This is a genomic window from Nocardia lasii (genome assembly GCF_042658545.1).
GTDB classification, from domain to species: domain Bacteria; phylum Actinomycetota; class Actinomycetes; order Mycobacteriales; family Mycobacteriaceae; genus Nocardia; species Nocardia lasii.
Map to the genome: position 1 here is coordinate 38,312 of NZ_JBHSQN010000005.1, position 18,757 is coordinate 57,068.

The window sequence follows — 18,757 nt, forward strand, 5'->3', positions numbered from 1 at the left end:
GCCCTGCTCTGTCGATTCAATTCCCGACGAGGAACCGGCCCAGCTGCGGCACGGCCTCACCGGGGTGCTTGGCGTTGAAGCCCTCGCCCAGCGCCTGCAACTTCCAGTCACCGCCGACGCGGTACACCTTCGCCATCGCCATCGCGGTGAACGGCATGCCGCCCGCGAGGGTGTAGCGGGCCAGCTCGGCGTTGTTGGAGCCGTCGATCAGGCGGGTGAACGCGTTCTGCACCTGTTCGAAGGAGTGACCCTTGTAGGAGGTGACGATGAACAGCAGCGTGGTGATGTGCGCGGGGATCCTGGTCAGGTCGACGAGGATCGTCTCGTCGTCGCCGTCGCCCTCACCGGTGAGGTTGTCGCCCTGGTGGCGTACCGAGCCGTCCTTCGACGAGAGCTGACCGTAGTAGGCCACGTCGACGAGGTTCTGGTCGGCGAACAGGCACACCGAGGCGTCGAGGTCGATGTCGACGGTGCGGTTGCCGAACATGCCGCGGGTCTGCACCGGGTCCCAGCCCAGGCCCATCTTCACGAAGGTGAGCGCGGCGCCGCCCTCCTTGCGCAGGGTGACGCGCTGGCCCTTCTGCAGGCTGACCGGGCGATCCTTGCTCAGGCTGACCTCGCCGGTGGGCTGCGGCGGCGCCTGCGGCGGGTAACCCGGCGCGGGCGGCGGCGGGTAGCCACCGGGGGGCTGCTGGGCCGGGCCGGGCGGGGGCGGGTAGCCGCCACCGGGCGGGGCGTAGGCGGGGGCGGGCTGCTGCGGGTAGCCGGGCGCGGACTGCGGCGGGTACTGCTGCTGCGGCGGCGGGGGCGGCGGCGGGGCGGCCTGCTGCGGTGCGGCGGCGGGCTGCGCGGGCGAATCGTCCACCTGCACACCGTGATCGGTGACCAGCGCGGCGAAACCACCGGCGTAGCCCTGGCCGACGGCGCGGACCTTCCAGGCCCCCTGGCGACGGTACAGCTCGAGCGCGATCACGATCGACTCGGCGTTGAGGCCGTCGATCTGGTAGCTGAACAGCTGGTTGCCGGACGCGTCGGACACCACCGCGGTGGGCGGGGCGAAGCGGCCGAAGTTGCTGGTCGCGTCGTCGAGGGTGATCACCGCGCGGATCTGATCGATGTCGGCGGGCACCGCGGACAACGAAACCGCCAGGGTGGCAGGCTGACCCGCAGGCCCGGGACGCAGGTCGACACCCGGTCCACTCGGCTGGTTGTAGAAGACGAAATCAGCGTCGGTGCGGACCTTGCCCTGCTCGGTGACGAGCAGCGCGGACAGATCAGCCGGTGCGGTGAGCTGGAGCGAGATCACCACGTCACTGACGGCCAGCGGGCCGTTCTGGCCCTTGGCGAGTGTTGCAGACAAGTTAGACCCTTCGCTTGTCGTTGGTGGGGCGTCGATGTCGCTCACTCTACGAGAAAGCGGCCGCACGCGTTCGAGCTCTCTGCCACGGGCGTAGTTTCGCCTGATCGGCTAGGGTGACGACGCAGTCGCATAGACGGCGGCATGGCCGCCTTGTACGAGGGGACAACGGGCCAGCCATGGCGCAATTGTTCGAACAATCGAAGAAGGTGATCGAGGCGCATCTCGCGGGTACCAGCATCCGCGCGATCTCCGGCTCGATGATCGCCTACGAAGGCAATGTGCAGTTCAAATCGGCCGGGTTCGGCGGCGGCGAGGGCGTGCTCAGCGGCCTCAAACGCCGCGCCACCGGCGAGAAACTGTCACTGATGGAGTGCAACGGCAACGGCCGGGTCTTCTTCGCGGTGAACGGCCAGAACGTCACCGTGGTCAATCTCGATAACGACACCCTGCAGGTCGAATCGCAGCAGCTGCTCGCCTTCGCGGGCAACCTGCGCACCGATGTGCGCTTCGCCGGGGTGGGCGGAATGTCCTCGGGTTCGGGGCTTTTCACCACCACGGTCAGCGGGCAGGGCCAGGTGGCGCTGCTCTCGGCGGGCGGGCCGCTGATCCACCTCGAGGTGACCCCGCAGTATCCGCTGATCGTCGACCCGGACGCGTTCGTCGCCTCGCGCGGCAATCTGAACCAGTCCTTCGTCACCGATGTCTCGTGGCGGACCGTCGTCGGACAGGATGCGGGCGAGGCGTTCTCGCTGCGGTTCGACGGCCAGGGTGTCGTGCTGATCCAGCCGGCGGAACGGTAGGGGCGACGATGTTCGAGAAGGTCAACGGCAAGGTCGTCAAGGTCGATGTCGGGCAGGCGGGCGGGGTCGTGGCCCGCTCCGGCGCGATGCTGTTCTACACCGGCCAGGTGGGGTTCGCCCCGCACCAGATCCCCGGCGCCGGGGGCGGTATGGGCGGCGGTGGGCTGATGCGAATGGCCGGGGCCATGATGGCCGGTGAGCACGAGTCCACCATGCTGGCGCGCGGAAACGGCGTGGTCCATTACGGATTCGCCGGGCTCGAGGTGCACGTGGTGCACATGCAGCCGGGTGCGGTGTTGCGCGCGGAAGCCTCGCGGCTGCTCGCCAACTCGGCCGGGTTGCAGGCGTCGGTGGTGTCGGTGGCCAGTTCGGGCGGCGGCGGTGGCGGCGGTGGCGGCCTGATGGGCGCGCTGCGCGGGGCCGCCGCGGGCATCGCGACCGGGCAGGGCATGTTCACCACGCAGCTCAGCGGTCAGGGTTCGGCGGTGCTGTTGGCACACGGCGGATTCCTGGAACTGCAAGTGGGCGGGCCCAATCCGATCGTGGTCGACCCGCAGGCGTTCGTCGCCGCGTACGGCAATGTGCAGACCGAGCTGAAATCGGCGATGGGCTGGCGCGACGCGGTGGGTCGCGGCGCGGGCGAGGCGATGCAATTGCATTGCCACGGGCAAGGTGTCGTGTACGTGCAGGCCTCCGAAGAGAAGTTGTGAATCGATGAGCGAAATCCTCTCGCCGATGAATCTCGGTGCCAGCGACAACATTCCGGGCAACAGCTACGCCTTCTGCATCGACCTGACCGCCCCGTGGTTCATGCGCAAGGGCGCGATGATCGCCTACTACGGGCAGATCCAGTTCCAGATGCTCACCCACGGCTTGCAGGGCAACCTCATGCACATGGTGAGCAGCCAGTTCTCGGCGCCGCTGTTCGCCGGTGACTACGTGGTGGCCGAGGGGCACGGGAAGCTGATCATCGGCGACCGCGGCTACGACATCAACTCCTACGATCTCGAGGACGGCAACCTCACGATCCGCGGGGCGAACCTGCTGGCCTTCGAGCCGGGGTTGGCGTTGAAGCAGTCGATCGTGCCCGGCTTTCTCACCCTGATCGGGACCGGCAAGTTCCTGGCCTCGTCGAACGGGCCGGTGATGTTCGCCGAACCGCCGCTGCGGGTCGATCCCGAGTCGCTGGTGGGTTGGGCCGACTGCCCCTCCCCCAGCCACCACTACGACCAGGGCTGGATCGGCAACTTCTTGGCCGCGGGCGCGGCGCGGATGGGCGTGACCTCCGGGGAGGAACGCCAGTTCGACTTCACCGGCGCGGGCACCGTGCTGATCCAGTCGACCGAGAAGATCATGAGCGACAACGCGCTGGTCCGCACCATCGAGGGGCAACTCCAGAGCGGGGTCACCGTGGGTGGGTTGCAGCGGATCCAGGGCGTGATCGCCCAGCAGTTGGCCGGTCAGCAGCAATACTGATCCCGGACCCGGGCGCCGGTGCGGCGCCCGGGTTTTCGCGGATCAGGCCGGTTCGGCGACGGGGACCGCCGCGTGGAACCAGTCGAGGATCTCCTCGGCCGCCAGGATTCCCGCGCCCGCGGTGACGGTCAGGTTCGGGGCGGTGAAGGCGAGTTCCTCCAGCTCCCCGTGGCGGGGGCGGATGGCGGCGTCGGCGGCCTCGAGCATCGCGCCGTCGAGTGCGCCGTCGCCTGCGGTGTAAAGCCTTGCCTCGCCGGACAATTCGCCCGCATCGAGGAGCCGCGCGCGGACCTCGGCGACGGCGAAGCTCTTACAGACCGCGTCCGGCATGGTGTAGATCTTGCGACCCTGCTGCGACGCCGACCAGCCGTTGGCGCGGCACCAGGTGTCCCATTCGGCGAGGAAACCGGCCGGGACCCTGTCGGGGTGGACGACGAGATAGCAGAACAGCTCGTCGGCCTCGCGATACTTGGTCACCCACGAATCGTCGATGCGCGCACGCAATTCGGCACCGACCACGGCGAGCGTGGCGCCCGTCGCGGTGACCTGGGCGTCGATCCCCGCCCGCCAGGCGAGGTCGGGGATGCCGTCGACGAGGATGTTGCCGCCGTTGCTGGTGATCGCGAAGCGCCACGGGGCGCCGGGCAGGGTGATGCGCTGGAACTGCTCGATGGTGCGGGTGGTCGTCGGGATCACCGGGGCGATCCGCGCCAGTGCGCGCAGCCGGTCGATGGCGGTGACGGTCATGTACGACAGGGGTTCGCCCTGGTAGTACTCGACACACTCCTTCGCGACGTCCTCGGCACCGCCGAAACCGTTGCGCGAGTAGATCATCGTGCGATCCAGATCGGTGGCGAACAGCGCGCTCATCGATCCAGCTCCTTGATCAGGCCCATGCACGAGTACGCGAGATCGGGCACCACTTCCACCTCGACCTCGCGCGCGGCGGCGAGCAGGCGGATGTGGGCGTGCTCGGGGGCGTCGGCCTCACGGACCAGCACCCGCCACGGCACCCGACGCAACAGCACACGGGTGGTCTCGCCGACACCGGGCTTCACGTAATTCACTGTGCTGATGCCGTATTCGGCCCGCACTTTCTCCACCGAGGCCCACCCGGACCAGTCCGGGGTGCGATCGGAGTCGCGGATCTCGGCGACGGCGTCGGGCACCCGGTCGGCGATCGTGGCGAAAGCCGCTGTGACAGTGTCGATCAGCTGGTTCGAGACATCGGCGTCGATCAGGTCGCGGTAGAACTTGGCGCCGTGGAAATCGCCGGGGCCGATCAGGGTGTCGTTGAGGACGGTGCGTGAGACCAGGCCGGAGACCGTGGAATTCAGACAGGCCGAGGCGATCAGGAAATCGTCGCGGGTGCCGTAGGTACGCACGCAGTTGGCCGGGTCGGCCAACACCACGAGCTCGTCGTTGAACCTGGCGCCGCCCGCCGCGTGATACGCGTCGAGCGCGGCGGTGAGTTCGTGGGTGATGGCGCCCTTGCCGGTCCAGCCGTCGACGAACACGATCGAGGATGGATCATGGTGGTGGGCAAGGTAGTCCAGGGCCACGGAGTCGATACCGCGATCACGCACGATGGAGACGGCGTAGTGCGGGACGTGCAGCGGCGCGCGGCCGAGACCGGCGGCGAGCCAGCGGCGCATCAGGACGCCGACGGGGGTGCCTGCCCGCGCCAGGGAGACCAGGACGACGTTCTCGCCGCGTTCGGCGACCACGAGTTCGGCGACGGTCGCCACGGCCAGCGCCAGACGCTCGGCGCTGTCGGCCAGGACGCGGTCGAAGAGTTCCCGATATTCGGCGTCGGGCTGGAACTCGACCGGCAGGGACTCCGCGTAGTGGGCGACACCGGCCTGGATGCGGCGTTCGCGGTCGGCCACGTCGGCTTCCAGGTCGGCGTCGGAGAGGTCCTTGAGGAGCCAGGCGACGTCTTCGGGTGCGTAGGAACCGAATTGGGGGCCGTGCAGGGCGGGCGGGAAGGAAGCGACGGCGGGCGCACTCGCGCCGAACCCGCCGTCAGCGTCGCTTGCCGAGGTGATACGCGACGACGACTCGGGACGCGCCGCAGCGGGAGCATTGCCGGGCGCGACGGCGCTCGGACTGTCGTCGGCCGAAGCCGGGCGCGGGGCGACCTGTTCGGCGGCGCGCGCCGCGTGCAGTTCGCGCGGGTCGGCGCCCGGCAGCACCGCGACCAGCAGGTCCGCGCCCGAGGCGGTGAGGACGTCGACCAGGCCGCCGGGGGCGACCAGTTCGGGGGTGTCGGCGGGGGGATCGAGGACGACCAGCAGGACCGGGTCCTCGTTCGCCCACTGGGCGTTGTACAGATAGCGCTGGGCGGTCGGGTCTGGCTCGGGGGCGGTGAAGCGGAAGCCTCGGCGCAGGGGGTAGCCGGGCTCGTCGAGGACGTAAGCCGGTGAGCGGGTGGTGGTTTGGAAGCGGGTGGGGGTGCCCGCGTCGGCCAGGTCGGCGGCCAGGCGCAGGGGCAGGTACATGAGTTCTTCGTGGCCGATAACGATGACCGGGCGGTCGGCGAACTCGGCGTCGAGACGGGTATTGACCTCTTCGGCAACCGATTTCAGCGCGATGTCGAAGGCGTCGGTGTCCGAACCGAGGATGCCGTGCCTGCCGCCCTCGGGAACATCGGCGGGCCAACTCAATTCGATCCGACCGAACGAACCCGGTTGCGCCGCCACCGGATTCAGCTGCGGCTCGGGCAGAGCGGTGACCGTGTCGATCAGGTCGGCCGGGAGCTCGGTGCGACCCGAGGCCAGGCAGACCGTGTCGATGCGGGCGCCGAGTTCGGCCGCGGCGGCCTCGAACCTGATCCGGTCCGCGGGGGTGCGCATGTCCACCAGCGAGGCCAGCACATAGTGCGCGCGGGGCGCGAAGGCGTGCAGGGCGCGCACTGCGTCGATGGCGGTGTCGCCGGTGGAGATCTCGTCGTCGACCAGCACCAGCGGCAGGTCGTTGGCGAAGATCGACGCCGGGGCGGGCTGGAGCAGGTGCGAGGTGGCGTGCGAGTGCCCCTCCTCGAAACCGGTGAGGGTGGTGGCGCGGGGCTCGGGGCGGCGAGTCGAGTGCAGGTAGCAGCCCGCGTCGATCCGGGCGGCCACGGTGTGTCCCAAACCGGTTGCGGTCTCGGCGAATCCGAGCACGACGGCCTCGCGGTCGCCGAGAATTTCGCTGACGAGATCACCCAGTCGGTTGCCCGCGTCGATCACCACGCGCGGGTCGGTGGGCAGGTGTTTGCCGAGCACGGTGGAGACCAGCAGGTGCGCGCGGCGGGGGTTGCGGCGCAGGCCGGGCCGCACGAGTCCGGCGATCGAGAACTCACCGTCGGCCGCCCCGGCGCGCGGGGCGAAACTCTCCCCGTGATGCAGCTGAATACCCAGATTGACTGTCGCCCACTGGGGTTCGAACGCGCTCATTCGGCGATCATCGCTGTCAGCAGATCCACGAAAGACACTCCCTTGTTCGCGACACCGAACGCACGAGCCCGAACCAGCGTCTGGCGGGCCCAACTGCGGTGCGGGCGCATCTCGTTCATCTTGTTGCGGTATTCCGAGGCCGCCACGCCACCGACATCGGCGGCCATGATGTCGAGGGCGTCGGCGTACTCCTCGTGGGTCACCACCGACAGCGCGTGCACCACGGCCACGTGCGAGGGGTGGATCACGGTCTTGCCCTGGATGCCGTTGGCGCGATCGAGGGTGATCTCGCGCAGCAGGCCGTCCAGGTCACGGCTGACCAGGTACTGGCGGAAGGTCACCGCGTCGGATTCCTCGAACGGGGCGGTCCGCAGCAGCGGCCGGAACATCCGCTCGTGATCGGCGAAGTACTCCCACACGGGGCCGGTGATGATGAACCCGGAACCGTCGGCGCGACCGAGATAGTTCACGATGTCGGCGATCACGTCGGCGACCACGCGCACGTCGTAGATCGTCAGGTCGCGGTCACGGCGGATACCGAACGTCGAGCACATGTCGGTGGCGCCGATCCGCACGGCCAGCAACTGGTGGCGGTGGCCGTCGAGCAGTTCGGCGATGCGCGAGAGCTGCTCGTCGCGGGTCTGGCGGTGCACCAGCGAGGCCGACTCGAGCACGGGCATCGCGTAGACGGGACGCCCGAGCCTGCGGTTGGCCTCGTCGAGCGCGGCCAGATAGGCCGGACCGGTGACGGCGTCGAACTTGGGGAAGACGAAACCGGTGAGCACCTCCGCGCCCGCGCCCAGCGCCTCGACCAACTCCGCGACCGACTGCGGATCACGCACCCGGATGAACAGCATCGGGTTGGCGTCCTCGCCGTGCGCGAGCAGGTCCAGGGTGGCCACCGCGTGCTGCTTGGCGGCCTCCACCTGGTGATCGGCGACGGCGTCCTCGAGGTCGATGACCATCGAACACACCCCGCGCGCGGCCCGGCGGCGGATCGTCGCCGCCAGATCGGGTCTGGTGGCCGGTACGTACAGGGTCGCGCCGAGCGCGGTAGCGAGTAGCTCCCGGTCGTCGTGACCCTCGATCGATTCGGGCTCGACCAGGAACAACTCCCGGCTGCGGGGACCCTGCAACTGCTGGAAATGGCGCAGCGGAGTCTGTTTGCGCATGCAAACCTCCGGTGCGATGGCTGCTGCGATAGCGAAGCCCGCGGTCATTCCCCCCACCTCATCTGTCGGCCCATGTCATATCTACTTCTCTGCGACGTTTTTTCTGATTCGATCGACCACTCCGGCGATGAACTCTGCGACGGTACCCAGCTCGGTCACATACGCCCAATAGTCTGGGTGGCGACCCGTCAGTCCAGCGGTGATGCGGTCCAGGCGTTCGGCTTGTGCATCGAGAACCGAGCCCCACTCGGCGACCAGACCTCGGTCGACCGCGAGCATCTGCGCGTCCCGCAGCCGGAATCGTACGGTGCGGGCTTGCGCGTCGGGGTCGGTACGTACCTCTCGGAGCATTTCCAGACGCCGGGTGACGGCGTCGACCAACTGCTCTGCCTGCGCGAGGTACTCGCGTGCGGTGGCGGTCAACTCAAGGGCGGTCTCCGGATCACGATCGGCTGCCGCGACGCGCGCGCCGACCAGCGCTTCGTCGGCGGCTTCGATGCCGCGACGGCTTTCCCGCTCATTGTTGGTCAAATCGGCCGAACTCGCAGCGCTGAACTCCCGCAGCAGCGCCGAGTAGGCCGGACCGAGCGCGCCGGCCCGGTTGCGCACCGCGGCCAGGCGGGTGGTCACCGAGGCGATCGCGTTGGCCGCGGCGGTGGTACGAGAAGGGGCGAGCGACAAGGCATTCGACAATTCCGCGGTAGCCTCCTGCACGGCGGCGGCCGCCTCGCGCGCGCCCGCGACAGCACTGCCGGGATCGACCGCCGAGGCTGTGAGCAGGGCCTCATCCAGATTGCTCACACCCCGTCGCACCGAGGGGTAATACCCGAACTCCGACGACGCCGCCGCGGCCAACGCCTGCTCTGCCTCGGCGCGCACATGGGTGAGCAGCTGCGGCACCGCCGCGCGCACCCGGCCCGCCTCGGCCAAGCCCTCACGGCGGGCGTGATAGAACTCGTCGACCCCGCGCGCGGCCTCGTTCAACTGCCTGACCAGGGCATCCGCGCGAGCGGGACCGTCGGGGACCGGGGCGGCGGTGGCCTCGGCGGTGTCGAGCTCCTCGGTGAACGCCAGATACGCACCGGCCGCCGCGTAGCACCGCGCGCGCACCGGCTCCCAAACCGCGCCGACGCGACGATCCGGGAACACCTGCTCACTGGCCGTCACGCCCGCCTCCGCCGCCGACTGTCTGCGATCCATATCGAGAAAGGCCGCCGACGTCGCCGCCCGAGCCCCGCTGATCCACTCATGATCCGCGCCCGACCTGAACCATCCGCGTCTGCGAGGTGTCACCGGCACATCCCCTTTCCGAACCGCGCTGACCGCCGCCCGCTCACTGCCGTCGATGGTAGGAGATTCACCCAGTTAACCTGGGCTCCAAGCGGTTCCTACGCAAGAACCGCGAAACCTATTACTGTCGTAGCGGTACCCGGCGATTCGGACATGCTGGGAACCGACACACCGGACTAACCGAAGGGATTCCCGCATGGGTGTCAGTCTGTCCAAGGGCGGCAACGTTTCGTTGACCAAGGAGGCCCCGAACTTGACCGCGGTCTCGGTCGGCCTGGGCTGGGACGTGCGTACCACCACCGGCACCGACTTCGACCTCGATGCCAGCGCGATCGCGACCGGCGCCGACAAGAAGGTCGTCTCCGACAAGCACTTCGTCTTCTTCAACAACCTGAAGTCCCCCGAGGGCGCCATCGAGCACAAGGGCGACAACACCACGGGCGAGGGCGACGGCGACGACGAGGTCATCGACGTCGACCTGGCCAACACCCCGCCGACCATCGAGAGCATCTTCTTCCCGGTATCGATCTACGATGCCGAGACCCGCTCGCAGTCGTTCGGTCAGGTCCGCAACGCCTACATCCGCGTGGTCGACAAGGCCAACGGCACCGAGCTGGCTCGCTACGACCTGTCCGAGGACGCGTCGACCGAGACCGCCATGGTGTTCGGCGAGCTGTACCGCAACGGTGCAGAATGGAAGTTCCGCGCTGTCGGACAGGGCTACGCTTCCGGTCTGTCCGGGATCGCCCGCGACTACGGCGTCAACGTCTAGTCAACATCGCGAACAGGGGGCTCGGCACGTCGAGCCCCCTGTTCGTGCGAAACAGAAAGGTCCCTCCGCGTGATAACGCGCATCTTCGGCCTGTCCATCGCCATCACGGTGGCATCGCTGGTCGTGGCCTACCTCTACGGCAGCTGGACCGCACTCGCACTGTGCGCGATTCTCGGCATCCTCGAGATCTCGCTGTCGTTCGACAACGCCGTCATCAACGCCACCGTCCTGGAACGGATGAGCGAGTTCTGGCAGCGGATCTTCCTGACTATCGGCGTGCTGATCGCCGTGTTCGGTATGCGTCTGGTGTTCCCGCTCGCGATCGTGTGGGTCACCGCGGGTCTGAACCCGGTCGAGGCCTTCGACCTGGCGCTGAACCCACCGGCCAACGACGCGGCCACCTTCCCCGACGGCAGCCCCAGCTACGAGACCCTGCTCACCGACGCGCACCCGCAGATCGCGGCGTTCGGTGGCATGTTCCTGGCGATGCTGTTCCTGAACTTCATCTTCGAAGACCGTGAGATCACCTGGCTCAGCTGGCTGGAGAAGCCGCTGGCCAAGGCGGGCAAGCTCGACATGCTGGCCGTGGTCGTCGCCGGTACCGCCCTGGTGCTGGTCGCGGAGTTCCTGGCCGACGACGACGATCGATCGACGGTGCTGGTCGCCGGTCTGCTCGGCCTGATCGTCTACATCCTGGTCGACGGACTCGGCTCGATGTTCCACACCGAGGAATTCGAGGAGGGCCCGCAGGGCGGACCGTCCACGCTGGTCAAGGCGACCGGTAAGGCCGCGTTCTTCCTGTTCCTGTACCTGGAAGTGCTCGACGCCTCGTTCTCCTTCGACGGTGTCATCGGCGCGTTCGCCATCACCTCCGACCCGATCATCATCGCGCTGGGCCTCGGCCTGATCGGTGCGATGTTCGTCCGCTCGATCACGGTGTACCTGGTACGCCAGGGCACCCTGTCGGACTACGTGTACCTCGAGCACGGCGCGCACTGGGCGATCGGCGCGCTCGCGACGATCCTGCTGATCTCGATCGGCGTGCACGTCAACGAGCTCATCACCGGCCTGATCGGCGTGGCGTTCATCGGCGCGGCGCTCATCTCCAGCGTCATCCGCAACCGCAAGGGCGAGCCCGACGCGGCGGAGGGCGCCAAGGAGTCCGCCCCGGTCGCCTGACGATCCGCATAGCTACGGCGGCGAGTTCCCTTCGGGGGGCTCGCCGCCGTTGTCGTTCAGGCGGGTTGCAGTGCTCGGCTCGGCGCCGGCAGCGGTTCCGGGCTCGGCGTGCGGACCCTGGCGCGCAGGAAGACGAAGAACAGGGTGATCAGCAGGGCGGTGCGCAACCAGACGCCGAACTGGACGACGCCCTCCATCAGCTCGACGCCCTCACCCGAGCCCAGTGCGGCGAAGTAGCGGAACACCCCGATACCCACCGCCGCGTCGGCCACCAGGTAGGCCGCGACCAGCGACCACGGGACCTCGAGCAGGATCAGGAACGGGATGATCCACAGGGTGTACTGGGGTGAGTGGACCTTGTGCAACAGCATGAACACCGCCAGCATCGCCGCGCTCACACCCACCCACGGGAACGCCGAGGTGGGGGTCCAGCGGCGCCACCCCAACCACAGGGCCAGGGCGAAACCGGCGAAGATCAGCGTCGGCGAGAGCACCGCCACCGCGTCGTGCCAGGCCCGCGAGGTGTCCGCGTCCCGGCCGAGGATCAGCTGATGACCCCAGTACCAGATCGAATTGGTGGTGATGTCGGCCTGGCGCAACTGCTGGAAGGTGATCGAGGCGCGCCAGCCCTCGACCCCGGCCAGCACGAACGGCAGGTTCACCGCCGCGACCGTGCCCATCGCGGCCAACAGGGTCTGCGCGGCCCCGGCCACATCGAGTTCGCCGAGACGGCGGCGGTCACGCGGCAGACCCTCGGTGAGCACGTAGAGCGCGAGCGGGAGCACGAAGATGCCCGGGTAGATCTTCAGACAGAAACCCAGCGCGAGCAGCACCGCGGCGATGATTCCCCTGGTCCGCACCGACAGGCCGGTCAGCATGGTCATCACATAGACCGCCGCCACCGCCGTGCACACCACGGGCAGTTCCCAGTTGTGGAACGCGTAGAGCACCAGCGGCGGGCCGATCGCCCACAGCAGCGCGGGCGGACCCGCGATTCTGGCCAGCATCCACGCCGTGAGCAGGGCGAACGGGGCCAGCAGTAGGGCCGACTGCCACAGGAAGTCCGCGTCGTTGTCCACCCCGATCGCGCCCACCCACATCAGCACGCCGCTGAGCACCGGGTACTCCACCGCGCCGCCGATCAACGCGCCGTCGTCGGTGAGGGCGCCGTCGACATACGGGAAGACGTGATTGTCGATATCGCGTCCCAGCCACAGGAATTGGATGTCGGAGTAGCAGACCTCGGTGTCCTTGCGGACGTCGAAGACCAGGCTGCGGCCGTCCTCGTCGATCGCGCCACCGGCGCAGCGGGCCTTGTTGGCATAGGCCAGCGCCAGGGTGAGCGCGCACAGCAGCAGCACGAGCAGGCTGAAAGCCCCGGCCCGTGCCGCACCGCGTCGTACCGCACGCGGGCCGAGAGTGGTCATGTCGAACACCCTAAGCGGGCGGTGCCGCAATCTCGGCGCACACCCGCGGCGGGGATCGATTTCGCTGGTCACCCCCCGCTCATGTAGCCTTGGCGGGTTGCTGACGCAACGAACCCTCCTGCCATGGAAAGTCCATGGCCGTTTCCTAGTCCACAGGAGGTGATTGGTCCGTGCGTCAATATGAAGTAATGGTCATCCTCGACCCGAGCCTGGACGAGCGCATCGTCGGGCAGTCCCTGGATACCCTGCTCACGGTCGTCAAGACCGAGGGCGGCAACGTCGACAAGGTCGACATCTGGGGCCGCCGCCGGCTCGCCTACGAGATCGCCAAGCAGGCCGAGGGCATCTACGCCATCGTCAACCTGACCGCGACCCCTGCCACCGTGCTCGAACTCGACCGCCAGCTGGGTCTGAACGAGACGGTGCTGCGCACCAAGGTTCTGCGCAACGACAAGTAGTCCGCACCCCTTTCGGATTTATCTGTCACAGCCTGGCTCTAGGCTGTGCGCAAATCCCGGAATGTGTACGGTACTGCACCCCCGAGCAGGAGGAACCCCATGGCAGGCGACACGGTCATCACCGTCATCGGCAATTTGACGGCAGACCCAGAGCTTCGTTTCACGCCCGCAGGTGCGGCGGTGGCCAACTTCACCGTCGCGTCGACTCCGCGTGTGTTCGATCGCAATTCGAACGAGTGGAAAGACGGCGAGGCTCTGTTCCTGCGCTGCAACATCTGGCGTGAAGCAGCGGAGAACGTCGCCGAGAGCCTGACCCGAGGCGCTCGCGTCATCGTGAGCGGTCGACTCAAGCAGCGCTCCTACGAAACCCGCGAGGGTGAGAAGCGCACTGTGGTCGAGCTCGAGGTCGACGAGGTCGGTCCCTCGCTGCGTTACGCGACCGCGAAGGTCTCCAAGGCCGGTCGCGGTGGCGGAGGCGGCGGTGGCGGCTTCAGTGGTGGTTCCGGCAATGCCGGTGGTGGGTCCAACGCAGGCGGCTACAACGGTGGCGGACGTCCGGCCGCAGGCAGCAATCCCGGTGCCGGCGACGACGACCCGTGGGGCAGCGCGCCCGCGGCCGGCTCCTTCGGGGGCGGCGGCCGCATGGATGACGAACCGCCGTTCTGATCGAACGGCACTCATAGTACGGAGAGAAAAACCATGCCTAAAGCGCCCGCGCGCGAAAAGGTACTGAAGAAGAAGGCCTGCGCTTTCTGCAAGGAAGCGAAGTCCGGAATCGTCAATATCGATTACAAGGACACCACGCTGCTGCGTAAGTACGTCAGCGATCGCGGCAAGATCCGCGCCCGCCGCGTCACCGGCAACTGCGTGCAGCACCAGCGCGATATCGCCGTTGCCGTCAAGAACTCGCGTGAGGTGGCTCTGCTGCCTTACGTGTCGACCGCTCGCTGAGAAAGGGAGTCACACAGATGAAGCTCATCCTCACCGCTGATGTCGACAACCTCGGCGCCCCCGGCGACCTCGTCGAGGTCAAGGACGGTTACGGCCGCAACTTCCTGCTGCCCCGCGGCCTGGCCATCCCGGCCACCCGTGGCGCCCAGAAGCAGGTCGAAGGCATCCGTCGCGCCCAGGACGCCCGCAAGGTGCGCGACCTGGATCACGCCAACGAGCTCAAGCAGGCCATCGAGGGCCTCGCCGCGGTTTCGCTGGCCGTGAAGACCGCCGACAGCGGCAAGCTGTTCGGTTCGGTCACCACCGCCGACGTGGCTTCGGCCATCAAGGCCGCCGGTGGCCCCGTGGTCGACAAGCGCAGCATCGAGCTGCCGAAGTCGCACATCAAGGCGACCGGCAAGCACGGCATCTCGGTGCACCTGCACCCCGATGTGGTTGCCAAGTTCAACCTCGAGGTTGCTGCGAACTAGTTCTCGGATACCCGAGGACCCAGCTCGCTGGACACCACCCCTGTGCGTGCACGGGGGTGGTTTCCGCGTGCCTTCTTACGGCTCATTCTTGCGGTAACTGTTCGGTAGCCGGGGTTTCCTTCGATGCGGACCCCCGTTGCAGGGCCGACGGTCGGCAATTGCCTGACCTCCCGTTATTCAGCCTGTGGATGACCGAAGAAACCGACCGGTGTAATTGTGACTGCCGTCATATCCTGTGCCATCACCGTTTACCGAACACGCCCGACTGTTCACCTTCACCGACACGCCGCAACTTCTTTCATCCACAGGGTGGAAGTCGGACAAACCGGGGTCTAGCAGGGTGTCTCGCGGAACCGACCTGGGTTTTCCCCATGTTTTCCACAGGCCATGCACAACAACAGGTGAACTACCCCCAAGTTATCCACAGTTGTGTGCACAGGTCGGGTTGGCGAGTCGCGAAATCGTCGCTTAGGTTCGTCGCATCGCCCTGTGCGGACCCACCCGGAATCGCGCAGGCAACCGATTGCTGACGTCGGTGTCGGTGCCCGGGAGTACAACGAGTACATCGATGTGTAACCCCCGGTTCTGCGGGCAGAGAGGACTCCTCTGGTGACTACCACCGGCGACCGCGCGCATACCGAGTTCACGCCCGAACCCCCCGGCGAGGACTTCGGCCGCCAACCTCCGCACGACATGGCCGCGGAACAGTCCGTGCTCGGCGGCATGCTGCTGAGCAAGGACGCCATCGCCGACGTGGTGGAGGTGCTGCGCCCCGGCGACTTCTACCGCCCCGCGCACCAGGCGATCTACGACACCATCCTCGACCTCTACGGCCGCGGCGAACCCGCCGACCCCGTCACCGTCTCCGCCGGTCTGGACCGACGCGGCGAGCTCAAGCGCATCGGCGGCCCGCCCTACCTGGTCACCCTCACCCAAACCGTGCCCACCGCGGCCAACGCCGGCTTCTACGCCGAGATCGTCGCCGAGAAGGCCATCCTGCGCCGCCTCGTCGAAGCGGGCACCCGCATCGTCCAGTTCGGCTACGCCGGCGCCGACGGCCAGGACGTCGCCGAGGTCGTCGACCGCGCCCAGGCCGAGATCTACGAGGTCACCGAACGCCGCACCACCGAGGACTTCACCCCGCTGGAAGAACTCCTCCAGCCCACCATGGACGAAATCGACTCCATCGCCTCCCGAGGCGGCATCTCCCTCGGCGTCCCCACCGGCTTCACCGAACTCGACGAACTCACCAACGGGTTACACCCCGGCCAGATGATCATCGTGGCCGCGCGTCCCGGTGTCGGTAAGGCGCTGGCGCTCGACACTCCCCTGCCCACGCCTCGGGGCTGGACGACCATGGGTGAGGTTCGGGTCGGCGACGAGCTGCTGGGGGCCGATGGCAGGCCCACCAGGGTGCTCGCGGCCACCGCGGAGATGGCCGACCGCCCCTGCTACGAGGTCGAGTTCTCCGACGGCACCGTGATCACCGCCGACGAAGAACACCTGTGGACCACCCTCGCCCCCACCCTGGCACCGCATCCGGTCGTCAGGACCACCGGCGAGATCGCGCACAGCCTGCGCACCCCGAGGGACCACTTCGCCCACATGGTGCCGCGATCCGCCCGCTCCGCCGCGCGCCAGATCGTCGACGTCCGCAAGGTCGACCCGGTGCCGGTCCGCTGTGTCGAGGTCGACAACGCCGACCACATGTATCTGGCCGGTCGCACGATGGTGCCCACGCACAACTCCACGCTCGGCATGGACTTCATGCGCAGCTGCTCGATCAAGCACGGCATGGCCAGCGTCATCTTCTCGCTGGAAATGAGCCGCACCGAGATCGTGATGCGTCTGCTGTCCGCTGAGGCGAAGATCAAGCTCGGGGATATGCGTTCCGGGCGGATGAGCGATGACGACTGGACCAAGCTCGCTCGGCGGATGAGTGAGATCAGTGAGGCGCCGCTGTTCGTCGACGATTCGCCGAACCTGACCATGATGGAAATTCGGGCGAAGGCGCGGCGGCTCAAGCAGCGGCACGACCTGAAACTCGTTGTGGTGGACTACCTGCAGCTGATGAGCTCGGGTAAAAAGGTCGAATCGCGACAGCAGGAGGTCTCAGAATTCTCGCGGCATCTCAAGCTGCTCGCGAAGGAACTCGAGGTCCCGGTGATCGCGATCTCGCAGCTGAACCGTGGTCCTGAGCAGCGAACCGACAAGCGCCCCATGGTGTCCGACCTTCGCGAATCGGGCTGCATGCCCGCGTCCACGCGAATTCTTCGGGCCGACACCGGCGCCGAAGTCACCCTCGGGGAGCTGATGAGCAGCGGTGAGCAGCCGCTGGTGTGGTCGCTCGACGAGCGGATGCGGATGGTCGCGCGCCCGATGGTGAAGGTGTTCCCGAGCGGGCGCAAGGAAGTGTTCAAGCTGAAGCTCGCCTCGGGCCGCGAGGTGGAAGCCACCGGCAACCACCCGTTCCTGACAGTGGACGGCTGGATCGCCCTCGACCGACTCGCGGTCGGCGACCGTCTCGCCACGCCACGTCACGTCCCGGAGCCCGTGCACACCACGCGCCTTCCCGAAGCCGAGATCGTGATGCTCGCGCACATGATCGGCGACGGCTCGTGCGTGAAACGCCAGCCGATCCGCTACGCCAGCATCGACGAGGAGAACCTCGCCGCTGTCACCACCGCCGCCGAACACTTCGGCGTCACCGCTGTCCGCGACGAGTACGCCGCCGCCCGAGTCACCACCCTGCGCCTGCCCGCGCCGTACCGACTCACCCACGGCAAGCGCAACCCGATCGCGGCCTGGTTGGACTCGCTCGGGTTGTTCGGTTTACGCAGCTACGAGAAGTTCGTGCCCGCACCGGTTTTCGCGCTGCCGAACGATCAGGTCGCGCTGTTCCTGCGGCACCTGTGGGCGACCGACGGTTCTGTGCGTTGGGACGCCAAGGGCCACCAGGCACGCGTGTACTACTCCTCGACCAGCCGCCGCCTGATCGACGACGTGAACCAACTGCTGCTGCGACTCGGTGTGCACGGCCGCATCAAGACCGTCCGCAAGGCGAGCTACCGCGACTGCTACCACCTGTCGATCGACGGCGGCGAGAACCAGACGACCTTCCTGCGCGATGTCGGTGTTCATGGTGCGCGCGGCCGGTCCGCCGAGACCGCGCTCGTCGAACTCGCCCCGATGGCGCGTAACACGAATGTCGACACGGTCCCCGCCGAAGTCTGGAACCGCGTTCGAACGCTACTGGCCGACAAGCAGATGACGCACCGAGAGTTCTCCGCGGCCATGGGTTCTCGCTTCTGCGGCAGCACGATGTGGAAGCGTTCACCCAGTCGCTCCCGCCTCGCCCGCGTCGCGGCGGTACTCGATGATGCCGACATCGACATGCTCGCCACCAACGACGTGTCCTGGGACAAGATCGTCGAAATCACCAGCCTCGGCGAACAAGACGTCTACGACGGAACCGTCCCCGGCACGCATAACTTTGTGGCACAAGGCATTTCAGCCCACAACTCGCTGGAACAGGATGCCGACATGGTCATCCTGTTGCACCGCCCCGACGCCATCGAACGCGATGACCCCCGCGGCGGCGAGGCCGACCTCATCGTCGGCAAGCACCGTAACGGTCCCACCGCGACGATCACTGTCGCTCATCAGCTGCATCTCAGTCGGTTCGTGGACATGGCGAGGGGCTGATCGGTCGTGTAGGGGCTGTTTCCTTCCACGGCAGGAGGGTTCAGCTTGGGAGTCCGATGTTGCCGAGAGCAGCCAGGGCTCGACGATCGGTCGCCGTCGGTGCCGTCCAGGTCGCGTTCCGCCGCGCTGCCAACAAATCCGAAAGATCGTGCAGCTTCCGGCGGTCCGCGCTTCCAGCTACCGCGCCATGAAGACGGTTGCGCTGCAAGAGGACTGGTTTTGCTGGCTTGTGATAGTCTACCGACCGGCGAAGGGGGCCT

Annotated in this window: 16 protein-coding genes; 10 read left to right on the forward strand and 6 right to left on the reverse strand. The window is 67.6% G+C overall.

The window, feature by feature from the left end; genetic code table 11:
• Positions 1-16 precede the first annotated feature (16 nt).
• The gene (locus tag ACFP3H_RS10650) at positions 17-1,360 is read right to left on the reverse strand and encodes a TerD family protein (RefSeq protein ID WP_378603320.1); all 1,344 of its coding nucleotides are present in this window, start codon (positions 1,358-1,360) and stop codon (positions 17-19) included.
• Positions 1,361-1,536: 176 nt separating this feature from the next.
• Between ACFP3H_RS10650 and ACFP3H_RS10655 the strand changes: the two genes are divergently transcribed.
• Genes ACFP3H_RS10655 through ACFP3H_RS10665 form a run of 3 tightly spaced genes read left to right on the forward strand, consistent with a single transcriptional unit; the run spans position 1,537 to position 3,636 of the window.
• Positions 1,537-2,160, forward strand: a complete 624-nt coding sequence (locus tag ACFP3H_RS10655) for an AIM24 family protein (protein ID WP_378603323.1) — start codon at positions 1,537-1,539, stop codon at positions 2,158-2,160.
• Positions 2,161-2,168: 8 nt separating this feature from the next.
• Complete coding sequence (locus tag ACFP3H_RS10660; RefSeq protein ID WP_378603326.1) at positions 2,169-2,870, forward strand: AIM24 family protein; 702 nt, start codon at positions 2,169-2,171, stop codon at positions 2,868-2,870.
• 4 nt (positions 2,871-2,874) lie between these two features.
• A complete protein-coding gene (locus ACFP3H_RS10665; protein WP_378603329.1) occupies positions 2,875-3,636 on the forward strand; it encodes an AIM24 family protein in 762 nt (253 codons plus the stop codon).
• A 42-nt stretch (positions 3,637-3,678) separates the two neighbouring features.
• On the opposite strand, the gene ACFP3H_RS10670 is transcribed toward ACFP3H_RS10665, so the two are convergent.
• The 4 genes from ACFP3H_RS10670 to ACFP3H_RS10685 form a co-directional block, all read right to left on the reverse strand.
• Positions 3,679-4,506: an HAD family hydrolase gene (locus ACFP3H_RS10670; protein WP_378603332.1), complete on the reverse strand. Its 828-nt coding sequence runs from the start codon at positions 4,504-4,506 to the stop codon at positions 3,679-3,681.
• Positions 4,503-7,073 carry a phosphoribosyltransferase gene (locus ACFP3H_RS10675; RefSeq protein ID WP_378603335.1) on the reverse strand — a complete coding sequence of 857 codons (2,571 nt, stop codon included), beginning with the start codon at positions 7,071-7,073 and terminating at the stop codon, positions 4,503-4,505. Before ACFP3H_RS10675 ends, ACFP3H_RS10670 begins: the two co-directional genes overlap by 4 nt.
• Entirely contained in the window at positions 7,070-8,245 is a 1,176-nt protein-coding gene (locus ACFP3H_RS10680) for an HpcH/HpaI aldolase/citrate lyase family protein (protein WP_378603338.1), read from the reverse strand. The genes ACFP3H_RS10675 and ACFP3H_RS10680 overlap by 4 nt, the downstream gene beginning before the upstream one ends.
• Before the next feature lie 81 nt (positions 8,246-8,326).
• Positions 8,327-9,445, reverse strand: a complete 1,119-nt coding sequence (locus tag ACFP3H_RS10685) for a hypothetical protein (protein ID WP_465263759.1) — start codon at positions 9,443-9,445, stop codon at positions 8,327-8,329.
• A gap of 286 nt (positions 9,446-9,731) precedes the next feature.
• Between ACFP3H_RS10685 and ACFP3H_RS10690 the strand changes: the two genes are divergently transcribed.
• The gene (locus tag ACFP3H_RS10690) at positions 9,732-10,307 is read left to right on the forward strand and encodes a TerD family protein (RefSeq protein ID WP_378603344.1); all 576 of its coding nucleotides are present in this window, start codon (positions 9,732-9,734) and stop codon (positions 10,305-10,307) included.
• Between the two features lie 69 nt (positions 10,308-10,376).
• Positions 10,377-11,486, forward strand: coding sequence for a DUF475 domain-containing protein (locus ACFP3H_RS10695; RefSeq protein WP_378603347.1), 1,110 nt, complete (start codon positions 10,377-10,379; stop codon positions 11,484-11,486).
• A 56-nt stretch (positions 11,487-11,542) separates the two neighbouring features.
• On the opposite strand, the gene ACFP3H_RS10700 is transcribed toward ACFP3H_RS10695, so the two are convergent.
• Positions 11,543-12,913, reverse strand: a complete 1,371-nt coding sequence (locus tag ACFP3H_RS10700) for a hypothetical protein (protein WP_378603350.1) — start codon at positions 12,911-12,913, stop codon at positions 11,543-11,545.
• Positions 12,914-13,083: 170 nt separating this feature from the next.
• Between ACFP3H_RS10700 and rpsF the strand changes: the two genes are divergently transcribed.
• From rpsF to ACFP3H_RS10725, 5 genes are all read left to right on the forward strand, one after another.
• Positions 13,084-13,371: a 30S ribosomal protein S6 gene (gene rpsF, locus ACFP3H_RS10705; RefSeq protein ID WP_378603353.1), complete on the forward strand. Its 288-nt coding sequence runs from the start codon at positions 13,084-13,086 to the stop codon at positions 13,369-13,371.
• Between the two features lie 99 nt (positions 13,372-13,470).
• A complete protein-coding gene (locus ACFP3H_RS10710) occupies positions 13,471-14,037 on the forward strand; it encodes a single-stranded DNA-binding protein (protein ID WP_378603356.1) in 567 nt (188 codons plus the stop codon).
• Positions 14,038-14,070: 33 nt separating this feature from the next.
• A complete protein-coding gene (gene rpsR, locus ACFP3H_RS10715) occupies positions 14,071-14,322 on the forward strand; it encodes a 30S ribosomal protein S18 (RefSeq protein WP_056823934.1) in 252 nt (83 codons plus the stop codon).
• 17 nt (positions 14,323-14,339) lie between these two features.
• Positions 14,340-14,792, forward strand: coding sequence for a 50S ribosomal protein L9 (gene rplI, locus ACFP3H_RS10720; protein WP_378603359.1), 453 nt, complete (start codon positions 14,340-14,342; stop codon positions 14,790-14,792).
• A gap of 693 nt (positions 14,793-15,485) precedes the next feature.
• The gene (locus ACFP3H_RS10725) at positions 15,486-18,497 is read left to right on the forward strand and encodes a replicative DNA helicase (RefSeq protein ID WP_378603705.1); all 3,012 of its coding nucleotides are present in this window, start codon (positions 15,486-15,488) and stop codon (positions 18,495-18,497) included.
• Positions 18,498-18,757 lie beyond the last annotated feature (260 nt).